The 23,333-nt window shown below is 68.1% G+C and carries 14 protein-coding genes; 10 read left to right on the top strand and 4 right to left on the bottom strand.

Features of this window, described 5'->3' with window-relative positions; all coding sequences use genetic code 11:
• The first annotated feature begins 62 nt into the window (after positions 1–62).
• Positions 63–3,602, top strand: coding sequence for an indolepyruvate ferredoxin oxidoreductase family protein (locus EJO71_RS01845; RefSeq protein ID WP_125947071.1), 3,540 nt, complete (start codon positions 63–65; stop codon positions 3,600–3,602).
• Here EJO71_RS01845 and EJO71_RS01850 read toward each other — a convergent pair.
• Positions 3,597–4,241, bottom strand: coding sequence for an HAD family hydrolase (locus EJO71_RS01850; RefSeq protein ID WP_125947070.1), 645 nt, complete (start codon positions 4,239–4,241; stop codon positions 3,597–3,599). The two genes, EJO71_RS01845 and EJO71_RS01850, sit on opposite strands and share 6 nt — an antisense overlap.
• Positions 4,242–4,366: 125 nt before the next feature.
• On the opposite strand from EJO71_RS01850, the gene EJO71_RS01855 reads away from it, so the two are divergent.
• The 4 genes from EJO71_RS01855 (at position 4,367) to EJO71_RS34580 (ending at position 9,221) form a co-directional block, all read left to right on the top strand.
• Complete coding sequence (locus EJO71_RS01855) at positions 4,367–6,541, top strand: ATP-binding protein (protein ID WP_125947069.1); 2,175 nt, start codon at positions 4,367–4,369, stop codon at positions 6,539–6,541.
• A gap of 14 nt (positions 6,542–6,555) precedes the next feature.
• Complete coding sequence (locus EJO71_RS01860) at positions 6,556–7,170, top strand: response regulator (RefSeq protein ID WP_125947420.1); 615 nt, start codon at positions 6,556–6,558, stop codon at positions 7,168–7,170.
• A gap of 200 nt (positions 7,171–7,370) precedes the next feature.
• Positions 7,371–8,720 (top strand): MFS family transporter, encoded by a 1,350-nt coding sequence (locus tag EJO71_RS01865; RefSeq protein ID WP_125947068.1) that lies wholly within the window; start codon positions 7,371–7,373, stop codon positions 8,718–8,720.
• Between the two features lie 120 nt (positions 8,721–8,840).
• Complete coding sequence (locus EJO71_RS34580; RefSeq protein ID WP_206168983.1) at positions 8,841–9,221, top strand: hypothetical protein; 381 nt, start codon at positions 8,841–8,843, stop codon at positions 9,219–9,221.
• 21 nt (positions 9,222–9,242) lie between these two features.
• On the opposite strand, the gene EJO71_RS01875 is transcribed toward EJO71_RS34580, so the two are convergent.
• From EJO71_RS01875 to EJO71_RS01885, 3 genes are all read right to left on the bottom strand, one after another.
• Entirely contained in the window at positions 9,243–11,378 is a 2,136-nt protein-coding gene (locus EJO71_RS01875; RefSeq protein ID WP_125947067.1) for a DNA/RNA non-specific endonuclease, read from the bottom strand.
• Between the two features lie 409 nt (positions 11,379–11,787).
• Positions 11,788–13,308, bottom strand: a complete 1,521-nt coding sequence (locus EJO71_RS01880; protein ID WP_125947066.1) for a tripartite tricarboxylate transporter permease — start codon at positions 13,306–13,308, stop codon at positions 11,788–11,790.
• A 10-nt stretch (positions 13,309–13,318) separates the two neighbouring features.
• Positions 13,319–13,741 (bottom strand): tripartite tricarboxylate transporter TctB family protein, encoded by a 423-nt coding sequence (locus EJO71_RS01885; RefSeq protein ID WP_346428053.1) that lies wholly within the window; start codon positions 13,739–13,741, stop codon positions 13,319–13,321.
• 353 nt (positions 13,742–14,094) lie between these two features.
• On the opposite strand from EJO71_RS01885, the gene EJO71_RS01890 reads away from it, so the two are divergent.
• From EJO71_RS01890 to EJO71_RS01910, 5 genes are read left to right on the top strand one after another with little or no spacing between them, the layout of a single operon-like run.
• The gene (locus tag EJO71_RS01890; RefSeq protein WP_125947064.1) at positions 14,095–14,577 is read left to right on the top strand and encodes a type VI secretion system tube protein Hcp; all 483 of its coding nucleotides are present in this window, start codon (positions 14,095–14,097) and stop codon (positions 14,575–14,577) included.
• Between the two features lie 25 nt (positions 14,578–14,602).
• A complete protein-coding gene (gene tssI / locus EJO71_RS01895; protein ID WP_125947063.1) occupies positions 14,603–17,776 on the top strand; it encodes a type VI secretion system tip protein TssI/VgrG in 3,174 nt (1,057 codons plus the stop codon).
• The gene (locus tag EJO71_RS01900; RefSeq protein ID WP_240651252.1) at positions 17,760–18,224 is read left to right on the top strand and encodes a hypothetical protein; all 465 of its coding nucleotides are present in this window, start codon (positions 17,760–17,762) and stop codon (positions 18,222–18,224) included. Before tssI ends, EJO71_RS01900 begins: the two co-directional genes overlap by 17 nt.
• A gap of 30 nt (positions 18,225–18,254) precedes the next feature.
• Positions 18,255–18,692 carry a DUF1795 domain-containing protein gene (locus tag EJO71_RS01905; protein ID WP_125947062.1) on the top strand — a complete coding sequence of 146 codons (438 nt, stop codon included), beginning with the start codon at positions 18,255–18,257 and terminating at the stop codon, positions 18,690–18,692.
• A 33-nt stretch (positions 18,693–18,725) separates the two neighbouring features.
• Complete coding sequence (locus EJO71_RS01910) at positions 18,726–23,288, top strand: RHS repeat-associated core domain-containing protein (RefSeq protein ID WP_125947061.1); 4,563 nt, start codon at positions 18,726–18,728, stop codon at positions 23,286–23,288.
• Positions 23,289–23,333 lie beyond the last annotated feature (45 nt).

Consider the following 23,333-nt stretch of genomic DNA (forward strand, 5'->3'; position numbering starts at 1 on the left):
CCGGCCCTCTACCGGGGCCACGCCCGCATTCCAACGAGTCCTACCCGGAGTCTTTTTCAGTCATGGCATCCCACGAACTGGCCAGCGTTGCGCTGGACGACAAATACACGGCCACCGAAGGCCGGATCTACCTCAGCGGCATCCAGGCGCTGGTGCGCCTCATGCTCGTGCAGAAGTGGCGCGACCAGAAGGCCGGGCTGAACACCGCGGGCTTCGTCTCGGGCTACCGCGGCTCGCCGCTCGGCGGCCTCGACGAAGCACTGTGGAAGGCGCAGCCGCAGCTCGAAGCCAACGCCGTGAAGTTCCTGCCCGGCGTGAACGAAGAGCTGGCCGCCACCGCCGTCTGGGGCACGCAGCAGGTGCACCTGACAGGCGAGTCCGCCGTCGATGGCGTCTTCGCCATGTGGTACGGCAAGGCGCCGGGCGTGGACCGCTGCGGCGACGTGTTCAAGCACATGAGCCACGCGGGCACCTCGCCCAACGGCGGCGTTCTGCTGGTGGCGGGTGACGACCATGGCGCGTCTTCGTCGACGCTGCCCAACCAGAGCGACCACCTGTTCGCCGCGTCGATGATCCCGATGCTCTATCCGCAGAGCGTGGAGGAGTACATCGAGCTCGGCCTGCACGGCTTCGCGATGTCGCGCTTCGCGGGGCTGCCGGTGGGGTTCAAGGCGCTGGCGGACACGGTGGAGTCTTCGGGCTCCATCCCGGCCGGTGCGCTCGACGTGCACACACGGCTGCCTTCGGACTTCGTCTTCCCGCCCGGCGGCGTGCACGCGCGCCTGTCGACCGACACGCTAGGCGTGCAGGCGCGCAAGCAGGAAGCGCTGATGCAGGACTACAAGATCTACGCGGCCATCGCCTATGCGCGCGAGAACAAGCTGAACCGCGTGACCATCGATTCACCGAAGGCACGCCTCGGCATCGTGGCATCGGGCAAGTCGTACCGCGACGTGCTCGAGGCGCTGGAAGAGCTCGGCATCGACGCCGACGAAGCCGCGCGCATCGGCATCCGGCTCTTCAAGGTGTCGATGCCCTGGCCGCTGGAGCCCGACTCGATCCGCGAGTTCGCCGACGGGCTCGAGGAGATCCTGGTGGTGGAAGAGAAGCGCCAGATCGTCGAGTACCAGCTCAAGGAGCATCTCTACAACTGGCGCGAAGACGTGCGCCCGCGCGTGATCGGCAAGTTCGACGAGCAAGGTGAATGGGGAGCGCATCCGCGCGGAAAGTGGCTGCTGCCGGCCACGGCCGATTTCTCGGTGGCGCAGATCGCGCGCGTGATCGCGGGGCGCGTGGCGCGCTTTCACACCAGCGACCGCATCCGCATGCGGCTCGCCATCCTCGACGCGAAGGACGTGGTGCTCGGCAAGGCAGTCGCCACGCCCTCGCGCCCGGCCTGGTACTGCTCGGGCTGCCCGCACAACACCTCGACCAAGGTGCCCGAAGGCAGCCTCGCGCTCGCGGGCATCGGCTGCCACGTGATGGCCACCGCCATCTACCCCGAGCACAACCGCACGACCACGCACATGGGCGGCGAAGGCGCGCCGTGGCTCGGGCAGGCCTGGTTCTCCAAGCGCAGGCACGTGTTCGCGAACCTGGGCGACGGCACCTACTACCACTCGGGCTCGCTTGCCATCCGCGCGGCCGTGGCGGCGGGCGTGAACATCACCTACAAGATCCTCTACAACGACGCGGTCGCCATGACCGGCGGGCAGCCGGTGGACGGCCCCATCACCGTGCCGCGCATCGCGCACCAGATGGCCGCCGAGGGTGTGAAGCGCCTCGCGCTGGTGGCCGAAGACCCGACGCGCTGGGCCGACCGCAGCGTGCTGCCGCCGGAGCGCGAGGGCTTCGTGCTCACCGTGCACCACCGCGACAGCATGGACGCCGTGCAGCGCGAGCTGCGCGAGTTCGAGGGCGTCTCGGTGCTGATCTACGACCAGGTGTGCGCCGCCGAGAAGCGCCGCCGCCGCAAGAAGGGCGAGTTCCCGCAGGCCGCGCGGCGCGTGTTCATCAACGACGCGGTGTGCGAGGGTTGCGGCGACTGCGGCGAGCAGTCGAACTGCACCGCGCTGCTGCCGAAGCAGACAGAACTCGGCCTGAAGCGCGCCGTGGACCAGAGCGCCTGCAACGCCGACGAGTCGTGCATCAAGGGCTTCTGCCCCAGCTTCGTGACGGTGGAGGGCGTGAAGCCGCGCAGGCAGGCACCGGTCGCCGCGAAGGCCGCAGCCGAAGAGGCGCCGCTGCCCGAGCCGAAGCAGCTCGCGCTCGAAGGCATGCACAACATCCTCATCACCGGCATCGGCGGCACGGGCGTCATCACCATCGGCGCGCTGATCGGCATGGCGGCGCACCTCGAAGGCAAGGGCGTGAGCGTGCTCGACATGACGGGCATGTCGCAGAAGAACGGCTCGGTGACCTCGCACGTGCGCATCGCGCGCGACGCGGCGCAGCTGAAGGCGCAGCGCATTCCCACCGGCGAGGCCGACCTGATCCTGGGCTGCGACATGCTGACGGCCGGCGCGCCCGACGCCATCGCGCGGATGCGGCCGGGCCGCACCTATGCGCTGGTCAACACCTTCGAGCAGCCGACGGGGCATTTCGCGCAGCAGCCCGACTGGCAGTTTCCGGCCGCACAGGTGCGCGCGCTGATCGAGGAATCGGTGGAAGGCCGCGCCGACTTCGTCGATGCGACGCAACTGGCCACGCGGCTCATGGGCGATGCCATCGCAGCCAACCTGTTCCTGCTGGGCTTCGCGTTCCAGAAGGGCTTCGTGCCGCTGTCGGCCGAGGCGCTGGACAAGGCCATCGAGATCAACGGCGTGGCCGTGAAGGCGAACCAGTCTGCCTTCCGCTGGGGCCGCAAGGCGGCGCTGGACCTCGCCGCGGTGACGCGAGAAGCCGCGCCGTCGAATGTCGTGACGCTGCAGCGGCCGCAGAGCTTCGAGGCACTGGTGACGGACCGCACCGCCTTTCTCACGGCCTACCAGAACGCCGCGTACGCACAACGCTATGCCGAGCTGGTGGAGCGCGTGCGCGCGGTCGAGCAGCGCGAGCGCGGCGGCAACCTGCTGGCGAAGGCCGTGGCCTCGGGCCTCTTCAAGCTGATGGCCTACAAGGACGAGTACGAGGTCGCGCGGCTCTACACCGACAGGCGCTTCATGGAGAAGCTCAGCGAGCAATTCGAAGGCAAGCCCGTGCTGCGCTTCCACCTCGCACCGCCGGTGCTCGGCCGCCGCGATGCCGAGGGCCGCGCGATGAAGACCAGCTTCGGGCCGTGGATGATGAGCGGGTTCCGCGTACTCGCAAGGCTGCGCGGCCTGCGCGGCACGGCCTTCGACGTGTTCGGCCGCACGGCCGAGCGGCGCATGGAGCGGCAGCTCATCGAGGACTACCGCGCGATGGTCGAGGACCTGCTCGCGCGCTTCGGCAGCATCGACTTCGACACCGCGCTGTCGTTGGCGCGGCTGCCCGAGCAGATCCGTGGCTTCGGCCATGTGAAGGAAGAAAGCGTGGTGGCAGCGCGGGTGCGCTGGCAGGCGCTGGCGAAGCAGCTGGAACGCTCGCCGCGACGGGAGGAGCTCAGCGTCGCCGCCTCATGACGGCCGGGCCGTGGCTGCGGCGGGGAGCGCGGGCAATGCACCGTCGCCCCGCAGCCATGGCCGGTCGGCCAGCGCGAGCAGTTCGCGGTCGCCCCGGCTGTCGCCGTAGGCATAGAGCACCGCAGGTTGCTCGCCCGCGAGCCACTCCCGCAGGCGTCGCACTTTCTCGGGGCCCCAGCAGTTGGCCGAGGCCAGCCGGCCCGAAAAGCGTTCGCCGACAAATTCGAGCTCGGTCGCCAGCACCGCGTCGAAGCCGGCCTGCGCCGCCCATGGACGGAGATAGATCGACGGCGATGCGCTGATCAGCACCAGCCGATGCCCCAGTCGCTTGTGCTCCTGGACCCTCTCGAGCATTTCCGGACGGACCAGCGCCGGCAGCTCCCGGGCGGCGAAGTTTCGCGCGGCTTCTTCCAGCTCATGGCGCGTCATGCCGCCGAGGGTGGCCGAGAGGAAATGCGCCTTGGCGACGCCGCGGTCGCATGCCCCGGTCCATGCGCCGAAGAGCCACGGGGCCGAGCGCGCCACGCCAGCGGCGAACCCTGCGCGGCCAGCCACGCCCCGCACGAAATCCTGCAGGCTGTCGCGGGTGGTGATGGTGCCGTCGAAGTCGAAGGCAGCTAGGGTGTAGGCGTCTGGCATCCGGAGGGGGTCTGCGGCCCTAGAGACGGAGGGCCAGACCACGGGCAAGTCTAGCGACGCGGGCCTCCTCGCGGGATCAGGGCAAAATTTCGCTCGCCGCGCCGGTCGACCCCGTCGCTCCCTTCATGCCACCCACCACGCCCGAACCGCCCGTTCCCCCGTCCCGCCCTCGCCTGCGCTACCGCACCGTGGTCGCGTGGGCGGCCGCCTGCGCGCTCGCGCTGCTGCTGATCGGCCTCGCGGGCCAATGGGCCGCGCGCCGCGAGGCGAACTTCCAGGCCGACTCGATCCGGCGCGCCATGGAAGTCCACGTGCTCGGCCTGCGCGATGCCGCCGGCAAGTACAGCTATCTTCCCTTCACAGCCGGACTGCATCCGCTCGTCCTGGCCGCGCTGGACCATCCGGGCGACGCTGCCGCGAAGCAGCGCGCCAACCTCTACATCGAGGGAGTGAACCGCCGCGCCGGCTCCGACGCGCTCTACCTGATCGACATGCAGGGCCTCACGCTGGCGGCCAGCAACTGGGCAACGCCGCAGAGCTTCGTCGGCCAGTCATATGCCAACCGGCCCTACTTCATCGACGCCCGCGCGGGACGCAACGGCCTGTTCTACGGCGTGGGCCAGACCACCGGCGAGCCCGGGCTCTTCATCTCCACGCCAGTGCGGGGCGAAGACGGCGAGGTGCGGGGCGTGGTGACGGTCAAGGTCAGCCTGCGGCAGCTGCAGGAGGCCTGGACCTTCTCGCGCGACCCCATCCTGCTGACCGACGCGCGCGGCATCGTGTTCCTGAGCTCGGTGCCGTCGTGGCTGTACCAGTCCACGCGCCCCCTGAGCGTCGCCGAGCTCGACAGCATGCGGCGCGACCAGCAGTACGGCATGCGCGCCGGTTTTCCGGCGGTGCCGTGGAAGGTGGAACGCGAGGAAGCCGCGCATCGCTACCTCGTGCGCACCGACATCGGCGGCCGGCCGCGCCAGTTCCTCGCGGTAGACGAACGCCTGCCCGACCTCGGCTGGACGCTGACCGTGATGGCCGACCATTCCGAAGTCGCCGTCGCCCGCGAGCGGGCCTGGATGCTGGGCCTGCTGTGCGCCGTCGTGCTGCTGCTGGCCGGCCTGTACTGGCAGTTGCGCGAACGGCGCTTTGCCGAACAGCGCAACGCGCGGCGCGACCTGGAACTGCGCGTGCGCGAACGCACCCACGAGCTCGACGAGGCCCACGCCTTCCGCAAGGCGATGGAAGACTCGCTGCTGGTGGGCATGCGCGCGCGCGACCTGGAAGGCCGCATCATCTACGTCAACCTCGCCTTCTGCGAGATGACGGGCTACAGCGCCGACGAACTGCTCGGCCGGCTGCCGCCCTACCCCTACTGGCACCCCGACGACGTGACGCAGCACTGGCGCCAGTACGACGCCATGATGAGCGGCCAGCCCGCGCGCGCCGGCTTCGAGTCGCGCCTGCGGCATCGCGATGGGCACGAGGTGATCACCATGGTCTACACCGCCGCGCTGATCGATGCCGACGGCAGGCACAGCGGCTGGATGAGCTCGGTGGTGGACATCACCGAGCAGAAGCGCGCCGAGCTGCGCCAGCGCCAGAACGACGAGCAGCTGCAGCACGCACAACGCCTCGCCAGCCTGGGCGAGATGGCTTCCACGCTGGCCCACGAGCTGAACCAGCCGCTGATGGCGCTGAGCAATTTCGCGAGCGCCGCCAAGGCCTTTGCCGAACAGGGCAACCAGCAGCTGCTGGTGAGCAGCCTCGACGAGACCATGGTGCAGGCCCAGCGCAGCGCCGAGATCGTGCGGCGCATCCGGGGCTTCGTGCGCCAGCGCACCGTGGGCACCGAAGATTGTTCCGTGGCCGCGCTGGCCGGCAACGCGCTCGCGCTGCTGCAGGGCGAGATCCGCATGCGCCAGGCGCGCGCCGCGCTTCGCGTTCCGCCGGACCTGCCCGAGGTGCGCGGCGACCGCGTGCTGCTCGAGCAGGTGCTGCTGAACCTGCTGTCGAACAGCCTTCAGGCCATGCAGGCCGTGCCGCCGGAACAGCGGCTGGTGGAGATCGAGGCCGCTCTGCAGGACGGGCGCATGCACATCCGCGTGGCCGACCGCGGCCCGGGCATCGACGCGGCGGTGGCCGACCAGGTGTTCGCGCCCTTCTTCACCACCAAGGCTGGCGGGCTGGGACTGGGCCTGAACATCTGCCGCACCATCGTCGAGGCGCATCGCGGCCGGCTGTTCTTCGCCGACCGGCCCGGCGGTGGCACAGTCTTCACCCTCGAGCTGGAAATATCTTCGCCATGACTGCCGTGAACACCATGAGCGCTCCCGCCAACAACCTGTGCATCGTGGACGACGACGAGGCCGTGCGCCGCTCGCTCGGTCTCCTGCTGCTGTCGCGCGGCTACGCGGTGCAGACCTTCGCCTCGGGCGAGGCCTTCCTGGAGGGCGCCGACCTGCAGCGCGCCGGCTGCGTGATCATGGACCTGCGCATGGACGGCGCGAGCGGCCTGCAGGTGTTCGACGCGCTGCGCGCGCAGGACAGCCCGCTGGTGGTGATCTTCCTGTCCGGCCACGGCGACATTCCCATGGCCGTCGAGGCCGTGCAGAACGGCGCCTTCGGCTGGCTGGAGAAACCCTGCAACGACGAGCGCCTGCTCGACACCATCGCCCGCGCCCTGCAGCAGGCCGGCGAGATCGGCGCCCGCCGCCAGGCCCGCCAGGCCGCGCAGGCGCTGTGGGACAAGCTCACGCCGCGCGAGATGCAGATCGCCCGCCTCGTGGCCGAAGGCAAGCCCAACAAGCAGATAGCGCAGGAACTGGCGCCGCTGGAGCAGCGCACGGTGGAAACGCACCGCGCGCATGTGTTCGCGAAGCTGGGGCTGGCGAACAGCCATCAGCTGGATCGGTTTCTGCGGGAGCATGCGCTGTAGGCATCGCGGGTCGTTGGCCCTGTCGCCAAGGCATGCGGCGGGCCCGATCTAGGTATTTACCCTTGCGTACCGATACGTAGCCACCCCGCGCCCAGCTACGGACGACAGCGCGGCGCCAGGGGGACAGACTCGGCCGAACGGCCTCCGCGTGACTTTTTTCTTAACGCGGCGGGCCCCAGCCAGAGACAAGGACCCCTTTCATGACCGCCACCGCAAGCGCGGCCGCCGGCGCTTCCAGCGCCGACACGGCACCCGCCACCAGCAGCAACACTCCCTACACCTTCGAGGAAAAGCGCAAGCGCATCTTCGCCATCTTCGCGGCCTCGTCCGGCAATCTGGTGGAGTGGTTCGACTTCTACGTCTACGCCTTCTGCGCCATCTATTTCGCGCCGGCCTTCTTCCCGAAGTCGGACCCGACCGTCCAGCTGCTGAACACCGCCGGCGTGTTCGCCGCCGGCTTCCTGATGCGCCCGATCGGCGGCTGGCTGTTCGGCCGGCTCGCGGACCGCAAGGGTCGCAAGACCTCGATGGTGACCTCGGTCGTCATGATGTGCGTGGGCTCGCTGGTCATCGCCTGCCTGCCCACCTATGCGCAGATCGGCGCGGCCGCTCCGGCGCTGCTGCTGGCCGCGCGGCTGCTGCAGGGCCTGTCGGTCGGCGGCGAGTACGGCACCACCGCCACCTACATGAGCGAAGTGGCCATGCGCGGGCAGCGCGGCTTCTTCTCGTCGTTCCAGTACGTCACGCTGATCGGCGGCCAGCTGCTCGCGGTGGTCGTCGTCGTGGTGCTGCAGCAGGTGCTGGACGAGGCCGAACTCAAGGCCTGGGGCTGGCGCATTCCCTTCGTGCTGGGTGCCGTGGCGGCCGTGGTCGCGCTCATGCTGCGCCGCACGCTGACCGAGACCGCGAGCAACAAGACGCGCGCCGCCAAGGGCGCGGGCACGATGCGCGAGCTGTTCACGAACCACAAGCGCGCCTTCTTCGTGGTGCTGGGCTACACGGCCGGCGGCTCGCTGATCTTCTACACCTTCACCACGTACATGCAGAAGTACCTGGTGAACTCGGCCGGCATGTCGATCAAGACCGCCAGCAACGTGATGACGGCGTGCCTGTTCATCTACATGTGCATGCAGCCGCTGTTCGGCGCGCTGTCGGACCGCATCGGCCGGCGCAGCAACATGCTGCTGTTCGGCGCCCTGGGCGCGTTGATGACGGTGCCGGTGCTGAGCAACCTGCAGAACGTGAACAGCCCGCTGGCGGCCGGCCTGCTGATCACGCTGGCTCTGGCGGTGATCAGCTTCTACACCTCGATCAGCGGCATCGTGAAGGCGGAGATGTTCCCGCCCGAGATCCGCGCGCTGGGCGTGGGCCTCTCCTATGCGGTGGGCAACGCGATCTTCGGCGGTAGCGCCGAGTACGTGGCGCTGGGGCTGAAGTCGATCGGGCACGAGTCGTACTTCTACTGGTACGTGACGGCCATGATGGTCGTGGCGTTCACCGTGAGCCTGCTGCTGCCGAAGCAGGCGACCTACCTGCACCACGACAAGTAAGGCACGCGGGCAGACAGGGGCGTCATCGCCCCACCGGGAGGCTTGCCACCTCCCGACGCGGTATCCCTGGGAAAGCTTTTTCGAATCGATCGATCCACCAGAAAGCATGAGGGTAAAGCCATGGCGAGACGGATGGTCCACAACGCGACGATCACCCTGAAGCTGCCGTTCGACCTGGACACCGAAGCGAAGGTCAAGGCCCTGCGGGCCGCCGGCGTTCCGGTGGACGCGGAAGGCAACGCGCGACAGGGTTTTCTCTTCGTGCGATCGGGTGACGGCTACCGCAGCCAGGTCAACATCTTCAGGTGGTTTCCCGACGAGGTGGGACAGATCTCGCGCGACGCGGCGAACGTGCCCACTCCCCCGCGCGAACGCCGTCCCGCACCGCCGCCGGGCAACACGCTCGATCACTGGCTGGCGCAGATCCTGACCGCGCCCATCCCCAGCCACGACGCCGCGCTGCAGTACGAGCCGGAAGTCCCGCAGCCCGCTGCCGGCTGAAGCCCGCGAGGGCCGCCGAGGCTAGAGCTGGATGCTCTCGAAGCTCCTGACGAGCACCAGCCCCTCGCCCACGCGCGGCTGGCCAGGGCTGGCGATGGTGTCGGCACCCCGGACCAGCGCGCCGAAATCGAGCCCCGACTGGGCTTCGATCTTCTCGATGGGCACGCGCCACTGGTTCACGTCCACCGAGGCCAGGGCCTGCGGCGTGCCGAGGCTGCGCCGGGGCTCCGAGAGCAGCTTCGACTGATCGGCCACCAGCCCCACGGCCCTGGGGCCGGCCTGCCCTTTCCAGACCACCACCTTGAAGAACGACGATGGGATCTGCACGTCGTCCGCCCAGAGGTCGATCTTGTCGTCGAAGATCGGTCCCTGGAAGACGACCAGCCTGCGCCGCACGTCGCCCGCGAGCGTGCCGTTCTCGAGCACGTAGCGCTCCAGCCCCTGCCAGTAACGCGCGCTCTGGTTGAACCTGAAATGCTGGGGCGAGCAGTTGGTGAAGTGGAATGTGTCGGCGTTGGCGCGCGCGGCGTCTTCGGCGGAGCCCCAGGTCGGATCGGTGCGCCGCGTGAGGTGGCCGCGGTCGAAGTAGGTCGACCACGCCGAGTAGAAGGTCTGGTCGAGCACGAAGCTCGCGCTGACGCGCGGGTCCTTGAACCAGATCTCGCCTTCGGAGGCGTTGGGCTGGCCGGTCTTCCTGTCGATTTCCAGATAGGTCTCGCCGTCGATGTTGGTCGCCGTGAAGAGCGCGATCCGCTTCGACTTGTTCAGCTTCAGGCTGAAGTGCTCGTACTTCAGCTCGCCTTCGGCGGCGTCGGGCTCTTCCGCACGCAGCGGGGCGACCTGTTTGGCCAGGGTCTGGGACGGCCGGGGCAGCGGCAGCTCCAGCCCCGGAATGAACGCCGAGTCGTAGCCGTTGCGGTTGCCGTAGTCCTGGTCGACCTGCACGGCTTCGGCGCCGCGGGCCAGCACCTTCGGCTGCACGGAAGCGGAGGCAAGCGAGGACTGGGAGGCTCCGATGACGACCGGCTGCGCCTGCACCGCCTGCCCGATGCTGATCGTCAATTCGATGGGCACGGTCAGCCGGATGGAATTGGAAGGCGATGCGCTGCTCTGGGTGTCCATGGTGTGAAGCTCCGTGGTTGGATTCGTGATTTCGACTTCCTTGGCTTCCTGCGTCGAGGGCCGTGGCGGCGAAAGCCTGCGGTCGCTCCCCGCGGCCGGTGCGGCGCCAGGGTCTCCCAGCGCGAGCGCCTCGCGCAGCAATGCCTGCCATTGCGCCGGCAGGCCGCTCATGCGGCTTGCGAGATCCCTGTAGATGGCACTGATGCGAACGCCTTCGTTCACGTTCACCGGCACCTTGTTGCCCAGGGCATTCCTGTCGATGAACGGCTCGCCCCAGTGGTGAAGGGCGACCAGTTGCCAGTCGTCGTTGAACACCGGCGAGCCCGAAGAGCCCTGCTCGGTGTCGGTTTCGTACAGCAGCGTGCGGTCGGTGCGCGCCGTCAGGATGTTGTTGCGCACGGTAATCATCTTGGGCCAGCCCGATGGGTGCTGGACGATGTTCGTGTTCATCCCGAGCACATGCTTGTCCGGCTGGTCCGACAGCGCGCAGAAGCCCAGGTCACCGGCCTCGGCCTCGCCGGACTGCCTGCGGCCGAGCGCGACGAGGGCATAGTCGAGCTGGTCGTCGGGCGAGAACAGCGCGAAGCGGTCGGGGTCGAGCAGGAAGGTGGTCGTGGGCTTCGGCACGCCGCGTTCGTCGAGCTCGCGGAAGAAGGTCACCTGCGTGCCCCGCGCCGCCGACTCGTCCTGGATGACATGGCGGTTGGTGATGAAGAGCGCGGGGCTGACCATGAAACCCGTTCCGATCTCCGCCTTGGTTCCGTAGTTGACCTCGACGTAGCCAACGGCCCTGGCGCTGCGGGCGCCCTGCGACAGGAAGCTGGCGCGCTGGAAATCCTCGGTGGCGCCGGTGATGGATTCGGCCCCGCTGGACGACATGAGCGTGCGATGCCGCATCGCGTAGGCGCGAGAGCGATCGACGTCGGGTTCGGCATCGCGCCAGCGGCCTTCGGCCACCAGCGTCCTCACCTGTTCGCGCTCTGCCGAAGTGCGCTGCAGGCTGGCCTTGAAGGCATCGATCGCTTCTTCGTCCACGGCGGTCCTCCTCGTGAAGGCGCGCGGTCCGGATGTGAACCGCGCGGTTGCGGCTCATTGAAGCGGCGGATGGCGTCAGCCGGATGACAGTCCGGCCGGGCTAGGCGTTGGTCCGATCGAGTCCGCGGGAAGGGCGACAGTGGCCGGCATCGAGGCGGTACCCTGAGCGGTTTTTTTCTCCCTGGCCTCTACCAGCGCCGAACCACTGTCGGGGCGCAGTGTGCGTGCGCCGGGTGAATTCGCAGTGAAGTTCAGGAGGGAGTTCCGTGAAACGATACCTGCCGTCCCGCTTCATGCAACTCGCAGGCCGGAATCCACCGGGCAAGCCGCTGCGCTTCGGAAAAGAAAAAGCGCTGTCGGCACCGCCCCGGTTTCCGGGCGATGCCGACAGCGCCGATGTGCTCTCGCGTTATTCCTGCGGCTCGAGCGCCACTGGAGCCGCCGGAACACCCTTCTTCCGGGCCTGCAGAACGAAGGAAACCACCTGCCAGACGACGAAGACCGCGATCAGGCTCAGCAGCGTGCCGCTGATCGGGCGGGTGACGAAGGTGCCGAAGCTGCCGCGGCTCAGCAGCATCGCGCGGCGGAAGTTCTCTTCCAGCATCGGCCCGAGGATGAAGCCGAGCATCAGCGGCGCCGCATCCAGCTCGAGGCGCATGAACATGTAGCCCATAAAGCCGAAGGCCGCGGTGATGAACACGTCTTCCAGGTTGTTGTTCACGCTGTAGGTGCCGATGCAGCAGAAGAACAGGATCGACGGGAACAGCACGGCGTACGGAATCTTGAACACCGACAGCCAGTAGCGCACCAGCGGCACGTTCAGCACGAGCAGGAAGACGTTGCCGATCCACATGCTGGCCACCAGGCCCCAGAACAGCTCGGGATGGCTGCCGATCATGTTCGGCCCCGGCTGGATGCCCTTGATGATGAAGGCGGCCAGCATCAGCGCCATGACGGCGTTCTCGGGAATGCCGATGCTCATCAGCGGAATGAAGCTGGTGCGCGCGGCCGCTTCGTCGGCTGCCGCCTGTCCGGCCACGCCTTCGATGCAGCCGGTGCCGATCTCGTCCTTGTACTTGCTGACCTTCTTGTCGATCGCATAGGCCGCGAACTGCGCAATGGTCGGGCCGCCGCCGGGCAGGATGCCGAGGAAGGAGCCGACCACGCTGCCGCGCAGTGCGCTCGGAATGATCCGCTTGAACTCCGCCCAGGTGGGAATCAGGTTGATCTTGCCGTTGAAAGGCGAGCGCTCTTCACGGGAGTCGAGGTTCTTGGTGATCTCGGCAATACCGAAGCAGCCCAGCGCGATGCTCACGATGCCGACGCCGTCCACCAGGAAAGGCAGGTCGAGGGTGAAGCGCTGCATGCCGCTGTTCACGTCGGTGCCGATCGTTCCGAGCAGCACGCCGATCATGCACATGGCCAGGCCGTTGAGCAGGCTGCCCGTGGTGACGAAGCTCACGCACACGAAGCCCACCAGCATCATCGCGACGTAGTCGGCGGGGCCGAACAGGAAGGCCACCTCGCCGAGCACCGGCGCCAGGAACGACAGCACGAGGATGGCGACCGTGCCGCCGATGAAGCTGGAGAAGCCCGCCGTGAACAGCGCCAGGCCCGTCTGCCCCTTGAGCGTCATCGCGTACCCGTCGATACAGGCCACGATGCTGCTGGCATGCGGGATCTTCATCGTGATGGCACTCACGCTGTCGCCGTACTGCGCACCGTAGTAGATGCCGGCCAGCATGATGAGCGCGCCGGTCGTGGGAATGGAGTACGTCAGCGGCAGCAGCAGGCTGATGGTGGCCAGGGGGCCCAGGCCGGGCAGCAGGCCGACCAGTGTGCCCACGGTGCAGCCGATGGCGCAGAACATCAGGTTCTGCCACGTCAGGGCGTGCGAAAAACCAAACGCCAGGTTGTTAAGGACTTCCATCGTCGTCTCCTCAGTACAGCGGCAGGTTCAGGCCGAGGAGCTTCTGGAGGGCCAGCGCCATCACGATCAGGCCAGCCGAGACCTTGACGTTGCGCACCCACGAGTACGAACTGCCGGCGAACGCCGAACAGAACACCATGAAGATGATGCCGGCGATCATGTTCAGGAAGGTGGAGATCAGCGCGAACCCGCAGAGGCTCGCGAGGATGAGCGAGATGTTCTTGTAGTTGAAGTCCAGCCGCACCGGCGCCACGAAGAACGACCGGATCACGGTCGACACGGCGATCACCAGCAGCATGGCGCTGACGAGTGCGGGGAACAATCCCGGCCCCGCGCGGCTCAGGTCTCCAATGGGGTAGCGAAGCGCCGTAAGGCCGAAGGCCAGCGCGATTGCCATGAGGAAGAGCCCCCTGACAAGATTTCTGTTTCTCATACGTTCCCGATGTACTGGGTTATTGAATACCGCCGGCGCAGGTGAAATCCGGCCGGTTCCGTCTCCATCCGGATGGAAATCCGGACGATGGGATGCTCTCGGGCGTAGCTGATCGCTGTCTGACGAAGGCGTGAGGGGAACTACGTATCCCGCGAAGCCTGACGGCGCGGCTTCGCAGGCTCTGGAGGCAGGAGCAGGTAGCGCGGGTGCGGGAAAAAGGTGCCCCAAGGAGCCGGAAGCCGCCGGATCCGGCGGTATAGCTCTTTTTTCTCAGTGACCTTCTGCACTGGCAGCCAGGCTCCGATTTGCTTAACTTCCCGGGCATACGCAACAACCCAGGGGAGCGATCAATCATGGCAGTGGACATGTTCATGCGCGTTGAAGGCGCGAACGGCGAATCGAAGGACTCGAACCACAAGGAGTGGAGCGACATCAAGTCGTTCGCGTGGGGCGCGACGCAGCCCGGCAACATGGTCAGCGGCGGTGGCGGCGGAGTCGGCAAGGCCAGCTTCAACGACCTGCAGGTTCTGGCTCGCATCGACAAGGCGGCACCGTCGGTCATGAAGAACTGCGCCAGCGGCAAGCACCTGAGCAAGGTGGAGGTGTCGGTGTGCAAGGCGGGGGGCTCGCAGATCGAATACACCCGCGTGACGCTCGAAGAGGTGCTGGTGACCTCGGTGCAGTACACGGCCGAGCAGGGCTCGGACGCGGTGTTCGTGCAGTACGCGTTCCAGGCCGCGAAGGTGAAGCAGCAGTACTGGGAGCAGACCGACAAGGGCGGCAAGGGCGCCGAGACGGTGCTGGCCTGGAACATCAAGGAGAACAAGGAAACCTGATTCCCTCCGTCGGCCGAGCGTCAGGATGACCCGCAGTTTCATCGCCCACAGCTCGCTGGGCGAGCGCCTCAAGTTCCGTTCGATGACGGGACAGGAGCGCATCTCCACCCTGTTCGAGTCGCGCGTGCGACTCGTGAGCGACATGCAGGGCATTTCGCCGAAGCGACTGCTCGGCGAGGACATGACCATCGAGATCAATCTCGCCACCGAACTGGGCGGACCGGGCCTGCGCTTCCTCAGCGGCCAGGTCGCGCGCTTCGCCTGCGTCGGCAAGGACGACGGCGACATGTGCGTGTACGAGGCCACGCTGCGGCCGTGGCTCTGGTACGCCACCCGCCGGTCGGACTTCAGGATCTTCCAGTTCAAGACGGCGCCGCAGATCCTGCAGGAGGTGCTGGCACCCTACGGCTTCGCCATCGACGCCAGGCTGGGCGGCAACTACCGCACCTGGGAGTACTGCGTGCAGTACGCAGAGACCGACTTCAACTTCGTCAGCCGGCTGATGGAGCAGGAAGGCATCTACTACTTCTTCTCGCACGCCAAGGGCAGCCACCAGCTGGTGCTGTGCGACGGCCCCGACTCGCACGCCGACCTGCCCGCCGGACCGGCCAAGGTGCCCTATCACGCGGGCGTGCTGGCTGCGCAGATCCTGGAGCAGGACTTCATCGACACCTGGCATCACGGCGAGGACATCGCCCCGGGCAACTTCGCGGCCGACGACTACGACTTCAGGAAGCCCAACGCCGAGATCGACACCCTGCGCCGCCAGCCTGCGGGCCACAGCCACGACAGCTTCGAGATGTACGACTGGCCCGGCGGCTACACCGAGATGGGCGACGGAGAGAACTACGCACGCCTGCGGCTGGAGCAACTGACCGGGCGCCGCGAGCTGGTGAGTGCCGAAGGCAACCTGCGCCACATGGCGCCCGGCTACCTGTTCGAGCTGGCGCGCCATCCGAACGCCGAGGACAACCGGCGCTACCTGATCGAGGCCGTCACCTACGACTTCCAGGAGAACGCCCTTCGCGTGGTGGGCGCCGCCGACGCGCCGCACCGCGAATCGACCAGCAGCACCAGCTACCGCCAAGGCTTCGAGGTGCTGCCCGAAGGCGCACCCTACCGCACCGCGCGCGTCACGCCGCGCCCGCGCACCACCGGCCCGCAGACCGCCGTGGTGGTGGGCCCGGCCGGCGAGGAGATCCACACCGACGAGTACGGCCGCATCAAGGTGCAGTTCCATTGGGACCGCCACGGCAGGCGCGACGAGAACTCCTCGTGCTGGATACGCGTGTCGCAGACCTGGGCCGGCAGCAGCTACGGCGCGATGCACATCCCGCGCATCGGCCAGGAAGTGATCGTCGACTTCCTCAACGGCGACCCCGACCACCCCATCGTCACCGGCTGCGTATACAACGCCGCGCAGATGCCGCCGTGGGAACTGCCGCGCCACAAGACCCAGACCGGCTTCCAGTCGAACTGGAGCAAGGGCGGCGGAGGCAAGCACATGCTGCGCTTCGAGGACAGCCGCGGCACCGAGCACATCGAGCTCTCCACCGACCACGGCAACACCCACCTGCACATGGGCTACCTGATGAACCAGGGCTCGGGCGTGCAGCGCAGCTACGGCTTCGAGCTGCGTACCAACGAGTGGGGCTCGATCCGCGCGGACAAGGGCCTGCTGCTGACCACCTACACGCAGGACTTCGCGCAGAAGACCTCGCGCGACAACCCCGACGGCCACGAGCACATGGGTGCCGCGCTCGCACAGAGCAGCGCGCTCATGCAGGCGGCGGGACAAGCCGTGGCCGCCACCAAGTCGCTGGTCAGCGCCATGGCGCAGGGCAAGAACCAGCTGCTCTCGGGACTGGTGCAGGGCGTGCAGTCGGTGGGCGGCATCTCGCAGGCCATCACCGCGCTGGCCGCAGGCGGATCGCCCGAGGCCGGCGTCTCGGACGACCCCGACCCGGCCATGGCCGATGCGCAGCAGATGCTCGACCTCTCGCGCAGGATCGACAAGCCCGTGGTCTCCATCGTGAGCCCCGAGGGCCAGACGATGATCAGCCCCCGGCCCATCGTCATGAGCTCGGGACAGAGCGTGTCGATGCGCTCCACCTCGGCGATGACCATGACCACCGGCGCGCAGCTCACGCAACTGGCCGCCAAGGGCATGTTCACGCAGGTGAGCGAGGGCGGGCAGGTCAACGTGGTGTCGGACGGCGACATCGTCTCGCACGCGAGCGCCGGTGCGATCAACCTCGTTTCGAAGACCGACGCCTCGGTGACCTCCACCACGGCCAACGCCAACCTCACCGGCCAGAAGTCGGTGCTCGTGCAGGCGGCCGAGCAGGACGTGTTCGTCACGGCAAAGACCAGCATCTCGCTGATCTGCGGCAAGTCGTCGATCGTGCTGCTGGCGGACGGGACGGTGAAGATCAACGGGGTGAAGGGGTTGGTGAACTTCACGGACAACCTGGATCAGCGGGGCGGAAAGATTTTCCTGAACTGCGAAGCGCCCATCGGTAGCCAGGCTGAAGAAGCCGTGGTGGAGGAAGCTGTGCCGGTGGCGCCCGCGGCGGCGGCCACGTCGGCCGGCGCGTCCGAGAGCGCCGTACCCGCCGCCGCGCCGCCTGGCTACGTGACCACCGGTCTTGGCAAGGGCGTCGATGCCATCTCGGCGCGATCGCCCACGCTGCAGAACCAGATCAAGTTCCTGCAGGGCCAGGGATGGAAGATCGGCTATGGAGCCGCGGGCGGCGGCACATATGCCAACACCAATCCCGGCGTCAAGCGCATCGTGATCGACAGCAACGAGAAGAGCGACCCCTACAGGACCACCGCCTCGCTGTCGCACGAGGTCGGGCATGCGGTCTACTCGTACAAGTTCAAGCCTGATGTTTCCTCGAAGAGCGCCTTCGTCAACAGCATGCTCAGCTCCGAGGGCGAGGCCGCGCTGAACCAGATCCAGGTGCAGCGCGAAGTCTGGGGCGCGGCCAAGGTCGACATCCTCAAGGGAGCGAACCCGACGAACGTGGCCGCGTTCAACGATGCCTACAACGTCATGGTCAAGGGCGGTACCCGGGAGGCCGCGCGAGCCGCGGCCGGCAGCTACTACGGCACGCTCAACACCTCGACCACCGGCGAGCAATACACCCTGTACTACGGCAACTCCTACGACAAGACCCATGGCGGCAAGCACTGAACCCGTGAATCCGCAGGCCACGGCCATGACGCTCTGGCAGGCCATCGAAGCGCTGGCGGCGCAACTGCCGTTCTCCACGCAGAAGGTCGGCCGCACGCTTTCCACCACCCTGAGCGACACGCACGCGGAGGGCGGCGACGTATTCCGCTTCTTCGAGGGCACGCCGGTGCGCCTCGGGGATGGCACCGAGCTCGCACGCATCGACCTTCGCATCAAACGCGAAGGACCGCACCCGGGCTTCCTGGTTCTCGAACTGGGTGGGCGCTGCGTACCGATGGCCGAGGTTCGCCAGCACTACGCGAAGCTGGAGATCACCGGAGTGCCGCGCGGCCGGTCGCTCGACGAGGCCACCACCCATACCGCCACGCTCGGCTGGGGCCGGCTGTCGTTCGGGTTCACGGAGCGCAACCCCGACTGCCTGGCCCAGGTGGCCTTCGACCCCTCATAGGCGGCACGCCCGAAAGGCTGGGAGAGAAAAATGAACTATCACATCCAGGAAGGCCAGTTCGACATCCCCGACGACGGCCGCATCGACCGCTCGATGAACGTCCTCGCGATGCCCGACGGCTCGGGCACCACGCTCGTCGTGAGCCGCGACGCGCTGCGGACGCAGGAAACCTTGCCGCAGTTCGTCACGCGCCAGATGAACGATCTCACGCGGCAGGTGAGCCAGCTCAAGGAACTGTCGCGCGGCGAAGTCGGCATCGGCCCACCGATGCTGAACCTGCGCGGCATCGAGCTCGCCACGCAGTTCAGGCAGAACGGGCAGGCGCTGCACCAGCGGCAGGCCGTGTTCCTTCCGTCGGCCTCGAGCCGGAACGTGCTGATCCTCACGGCCAGCAGTCCCCTGCCCTTCGACGCCGAGGCCCTCGCGATCTGGCAGCGGGCGCTCGCGAGCTTCCAGCCGCGAGGCTGACGCCACCAGGCCACGCACGCAAGCACGCACACCATGGCCGGTCAACCCGCGGCACGCCTGCACGACCCCATCGCCCACACGAATGCGCACGCGCGGTTCTGGGCGAAGTTCGCGGGCGGGCTGATCGGCGGCATCGCCGTGGGCTTTGCCGCTGGGCTGGCCGCGGCGGCCATCGTCGGCACCGGCGGGCTGGCCGGGCCGCTTGTGGCGGGGCTGGTGGTGGTCGGCGCGCGCGCCGCAGGCGGCTACATCGGCGCGGGGCTCGGCGAGGCCGCCGCCGATGCGTTGGTGCCCGAGACGCTCACGGTCACCGGCAAGATCACCAGCGGTTCGCTGGACGTGTTCATCGACAGCAAGGCCACCGGCGCGGCGCGCGCCTCGCCCGAGGTGCCGATGGACACCGTGAGCTGCTCCAGGGACTCGCCGCAGATCCTGCTGGCCGAGGGCGCCGAAACCGTCTTCATCAACATGGGCGTGGCCTCTCGCAAGGACGACCACACCGAGTGCGGCGCCAAGGTCAGCAAGGGCTCGTCCACCGTCTTCATCGGCGGGCCGACCGCGCGCGTGCGCGAGGTGGCCGACGAGGTGCCGCTGATCTCGAAGGTGCTGGTGACCATCTTCAACGTGGTCATGATCTACAAGGGCCTGCGCTGCCTGCCGAAGCTCGCGCGGCAGGGCAGGAACGCCCTGCCCTGCCTGATCGAAGGTGCCGTGGGGCTGGGCATGGGCATCCACGGCATGGTGAGCTCCTTCGGCAACCCGGTGCACGCGGTGACCGGCGGCAAGTTCCTGGGCGGCGAAAGCGAACTCGACTTCACCCTGCCGGGCCCGCTGCCCATCGAATGGCAGCGCTTCTACAGCAGCCACGACCTGCGCAGCGACGGCGCGCTGGGACAAGGCTGGAACCTGCCCTACGCGATGGAGCTGCGCCCGGGCACCGGCGCGGCGGGCGAGCACGTACTCACGCTCGTCGACGAACAGGGCCGGCTGCTGGAGCTGCCCGACATCGAACCCGGCACGCGGCAGTACAGCCTGCGCGACGGCCTGGACCTGTGCCGCACCGAGAGCGGCCACTACTTCATCCACGTACCGGGCGGGCTGTTCTTCATCTTCCAGCCGCCGCGCGAAGACCTGCCGCGCGAACAGACGCTGAAGCTGTCGCGGCTCGAAGACCGCAACGGCAACTTCATCGACCTGCGCCACGACGCGCAGGGCCGGCTGCACGAGCTGACCGACAGCACCGGGCGCCTGCTCGCGCTCGACTACACAGGCGACGGCCGGCAGCTGCGCGCGGTCCGCCTCGCGGTGGGCGCGCCGGGCGAAACGCCCTGCCTGCTGGTGGCCTACCGGCACGATGCCGAGGGCCGCCTGCTGGAGGTGAGCAACCGCAACGGCGAGGTGGTGCGCCGCTTCGGCTACGAAGCGCAGGGCGGCCTCATGAGCTTCCACGCCGATGCGGCGGGACTCGAGTGCCACTACGAATGGAGCGGAGCGGGCAAGGACGCCCGGGTTCGCCGCCACTGGACCAACGACGGCGAGAGCTGCGACATCCGCTTTTCTCCGCTGGAGGCGGAAGGCGCGCAGGCCGTCGGCGAAACCCGCGTCGTCGACCAGCTGGGCCGTGTCTTCGTCTGGCGCTGGAACGCGCAGCACCAGCTCGTCTCGTACACCGACGCCGCGGGCATGCGGTGGCAGGCGCAGTACAACGAGCTGGACCAGCTCGTCGCGATGACGCAGCCCAACGGTGCCGTCACCCGCTGCACCTACGACGCGCAAGGCTTCATGAGCAGCCGCACCGACGCGCTCGGCCGCACGCTCAGCACCGGCTGGACCGAGCTCGGCCTGCCCTGGCGCGAGACCCTGCCCGACGGCAGCGCCTGGACCTATGCCTACAGCGACGAAGGCAATCTCGTGCGCGAGACCGATCCGCTCGGCCACGTCACCGAATACAGCTACGACAGGCGCGGCCTGCCCATCGCCATCACCGACGCCAGGGGTGGCATCAGCCGGCTGAGCTGGAACGAATGCGCGCAGCTCGTCTCGCAGACTGACTGCTCCGGCAAGACCACGCGCCATGCCTATGACGAACGGGGGTACCTGAAGGCCGTGACCGATGCGGCGGGCCAGCAGACGCGGTTCACGCACGACGCCATGGGGCGCGTCCTCGGCGTTTCGCAGCCCGACGGCAGCCACCAGTCGTTCCAGCGGGACGCGGCGGGCCGGCTGGTCGCAAGCACCGACGCGCTGAGCCGCACCACGCGCTTCTCGCTCGGCCGGCGCGGCGAGCCGCTGTGGCGCCAGGACGCGGAAGGCAGGCGGGTCGGCTGGAACTACGACGGTGCCCGCCGGCTGCAGTCGATCGTCAACGAGAACGGCCTGCGCTTCGAGTTCGTCCACGACGAGGCCGACCGCGTGGTGGAAGAGCGCCGCGTGGGCGGCACGCGCGTGCAGGTCGAATACGACGCCGGCGGCTGGCCGGCCGCCATCACGCACTACCCTGGCATCGGTGACGAAGACCTCGCGCCGGACGGCCCGCGCCGCGCGGTACAACCACTGCGCACCGAGCTCGTTCGCGACGCGGTGGGCCGGCTCGTGGAAAAACGCACGGCCACGCACCACTACCGCTATCGCTACAACGCGCTCGACCAGCTCATCGACGCCGTCAGGCTGGAAGTGGTGGGCCCGCAAGCCGAGGGCAAGCCGGCGCAGCTGCGCGCGCTGCACCGCAACTGCTTCGCATACGACAGGCTCGGCCGGCTGGTGGGCGAGACGGCCATCGACGAAGTCACCGGCGAGCGGCACCAGTTGCGCCACGAGCACGACGCGCTCGGCAACCGCACGTGCACCCTGCTCCCGGCGCTCGGGGGGCAGGACGATGCCCTGCGCGCACTGAACTACCTGCACTACGGCTCGGGCCACCTGCACCAGGTCAACCTCTCGCTGCAGCGCGGCGATGCGCCGGCCGTGCATCAGCTCATCAGCGACATCGAGCGCGACGACCTGCACCGGGAGATCTCGCGCAGCCAGGGTGCGCTTTCCACGCGCTTCGCACTCGATCCGCTGGGGCGCCGCGCCGCCACCTGGAGCCGACCGGGATCGCTCGCTTCCTCCTTCAGCACGCGGGACGCCGCCTGGCGCCAGGCCATGGACAGCGCGGGCACCTCGAATGCCCGCCTGCTCGACGGACTGATGAAGGAATACAGCTACGACCCCGCGGGCGAGCTGCGCCAGAGCCGTCATTCGCTGCAGGGCACGACCGGATACCGCTACGACGCCACCGGTCGCATCGAGGAAACCGCGCGCATGCCGCTGCCCGGCGCGCAGACCATGCGCGGCGCTGCCAACCAGGAACGCTTTGCCTACGACCCGGCCGGCAACCTGCTCGATGCGTCGCTGGCCGGCATGCCCCAAGGCGAGGTGCGCGGCTACGTGCGCGACAACCTCGTGCGCGTGTTCGAGGACAAGCGCTACATCTACGACGGCCAAGGCCGGCTGGCGTGCAAGAAGTCGGGCAGGCACACCGAGCAGCGCTTCGAATGGGACGACGAGAACCGACTCGTGGCCGTGCACACCACGCGGCGCCCGCACACGCCCGAGGCCGCCACGCAGGTCGCGCGCTTCGACTACGACGCGATGGGGCGGCGCGTGGCCAGGCACGATGCCTTCGGCACCACGCGCTTCGTGTGGGAAGGCCTGCGGCTGATCGAGGAGCGCCGGGGTTCGCAGGTGGTCAGCTATGTGTACGAGCCCGGCAGCCACGTGCCGATGGCACGCGTGGATGCGAAGAGCGCGCCCACGGCGGCGGCGCCCTCCGCACGGATCCTTCACTTCCACAACTCCCCCTCCGGCATGCCGGAGGAACTGAGCAGCGAAGACGGCAACCTGTGCTGGCGCGCAAGCTACAGGACCTGGGGCGCGACCGTCACCGAGCAATGGGAAGTCACCGCGCTTGACGGCCGCCCCGTCCGGCAGGGCGAGGAAGCGCCACGGCCGGTGGAACAGAACCTGCGTTTTCAGGGGCAGTACCTCGACCGCGACACCGGGCTGCACTACAACACCTTCCGCTTCTACGACCCGGACATCGGACGCTTCATCAGTCCCGATCCGATCGGGCTGGAAGGCGGCATCAACCTGCACGGGTACGCCGACAACCCGACCGGCTGGGCCGACCCGCTGGGCTGGTGCCCGCTGACGCTGAAGCAGAAGTACATGATCCTGCGTTCGAAAGGGCTCACACCCATCGAAGCCCTCTCGGTCGCTCGCAGGGGAACCTACACGGCGAAGTCACGGCAGCATCTGGGGCACTCGCGCCACCATGCCAATTCCGTGCCCCAGGCCGGCAAGGGGCGATTCCGCGTGACCGAAGGCGGACAGAAATTCACCGACGAAATCATCTACGCCCCGGGCACGGTCGTCACCCGACAGGGTGCACCCAACGTCGCCCGGCTGCGCTTCGAGAACCCCGACCTCGGCCGGGTCACCGGACGGGGAGCCGACAACGTCACGAAAGTGCGCGGCGGGCGCGTCATCCTCGAGAAGGCGGGCGGCGGGCCCGTGCATGACGAGCGGACCGTGGTGACACAATTTCCCCAATGAACCCGACGAATCCGACGCTCCGAAAACTCGAGGCCCTCGCCGCCG

The sequence above is a fragment of the Variovorax sp. 679 genome (genome assembly GCF_003952185.1).
GTDB lineage: Bacteria > Pseudomonadota > Gammaproteobacteria > Burkholderiales > Burkholderiaceae_C > Variovorax.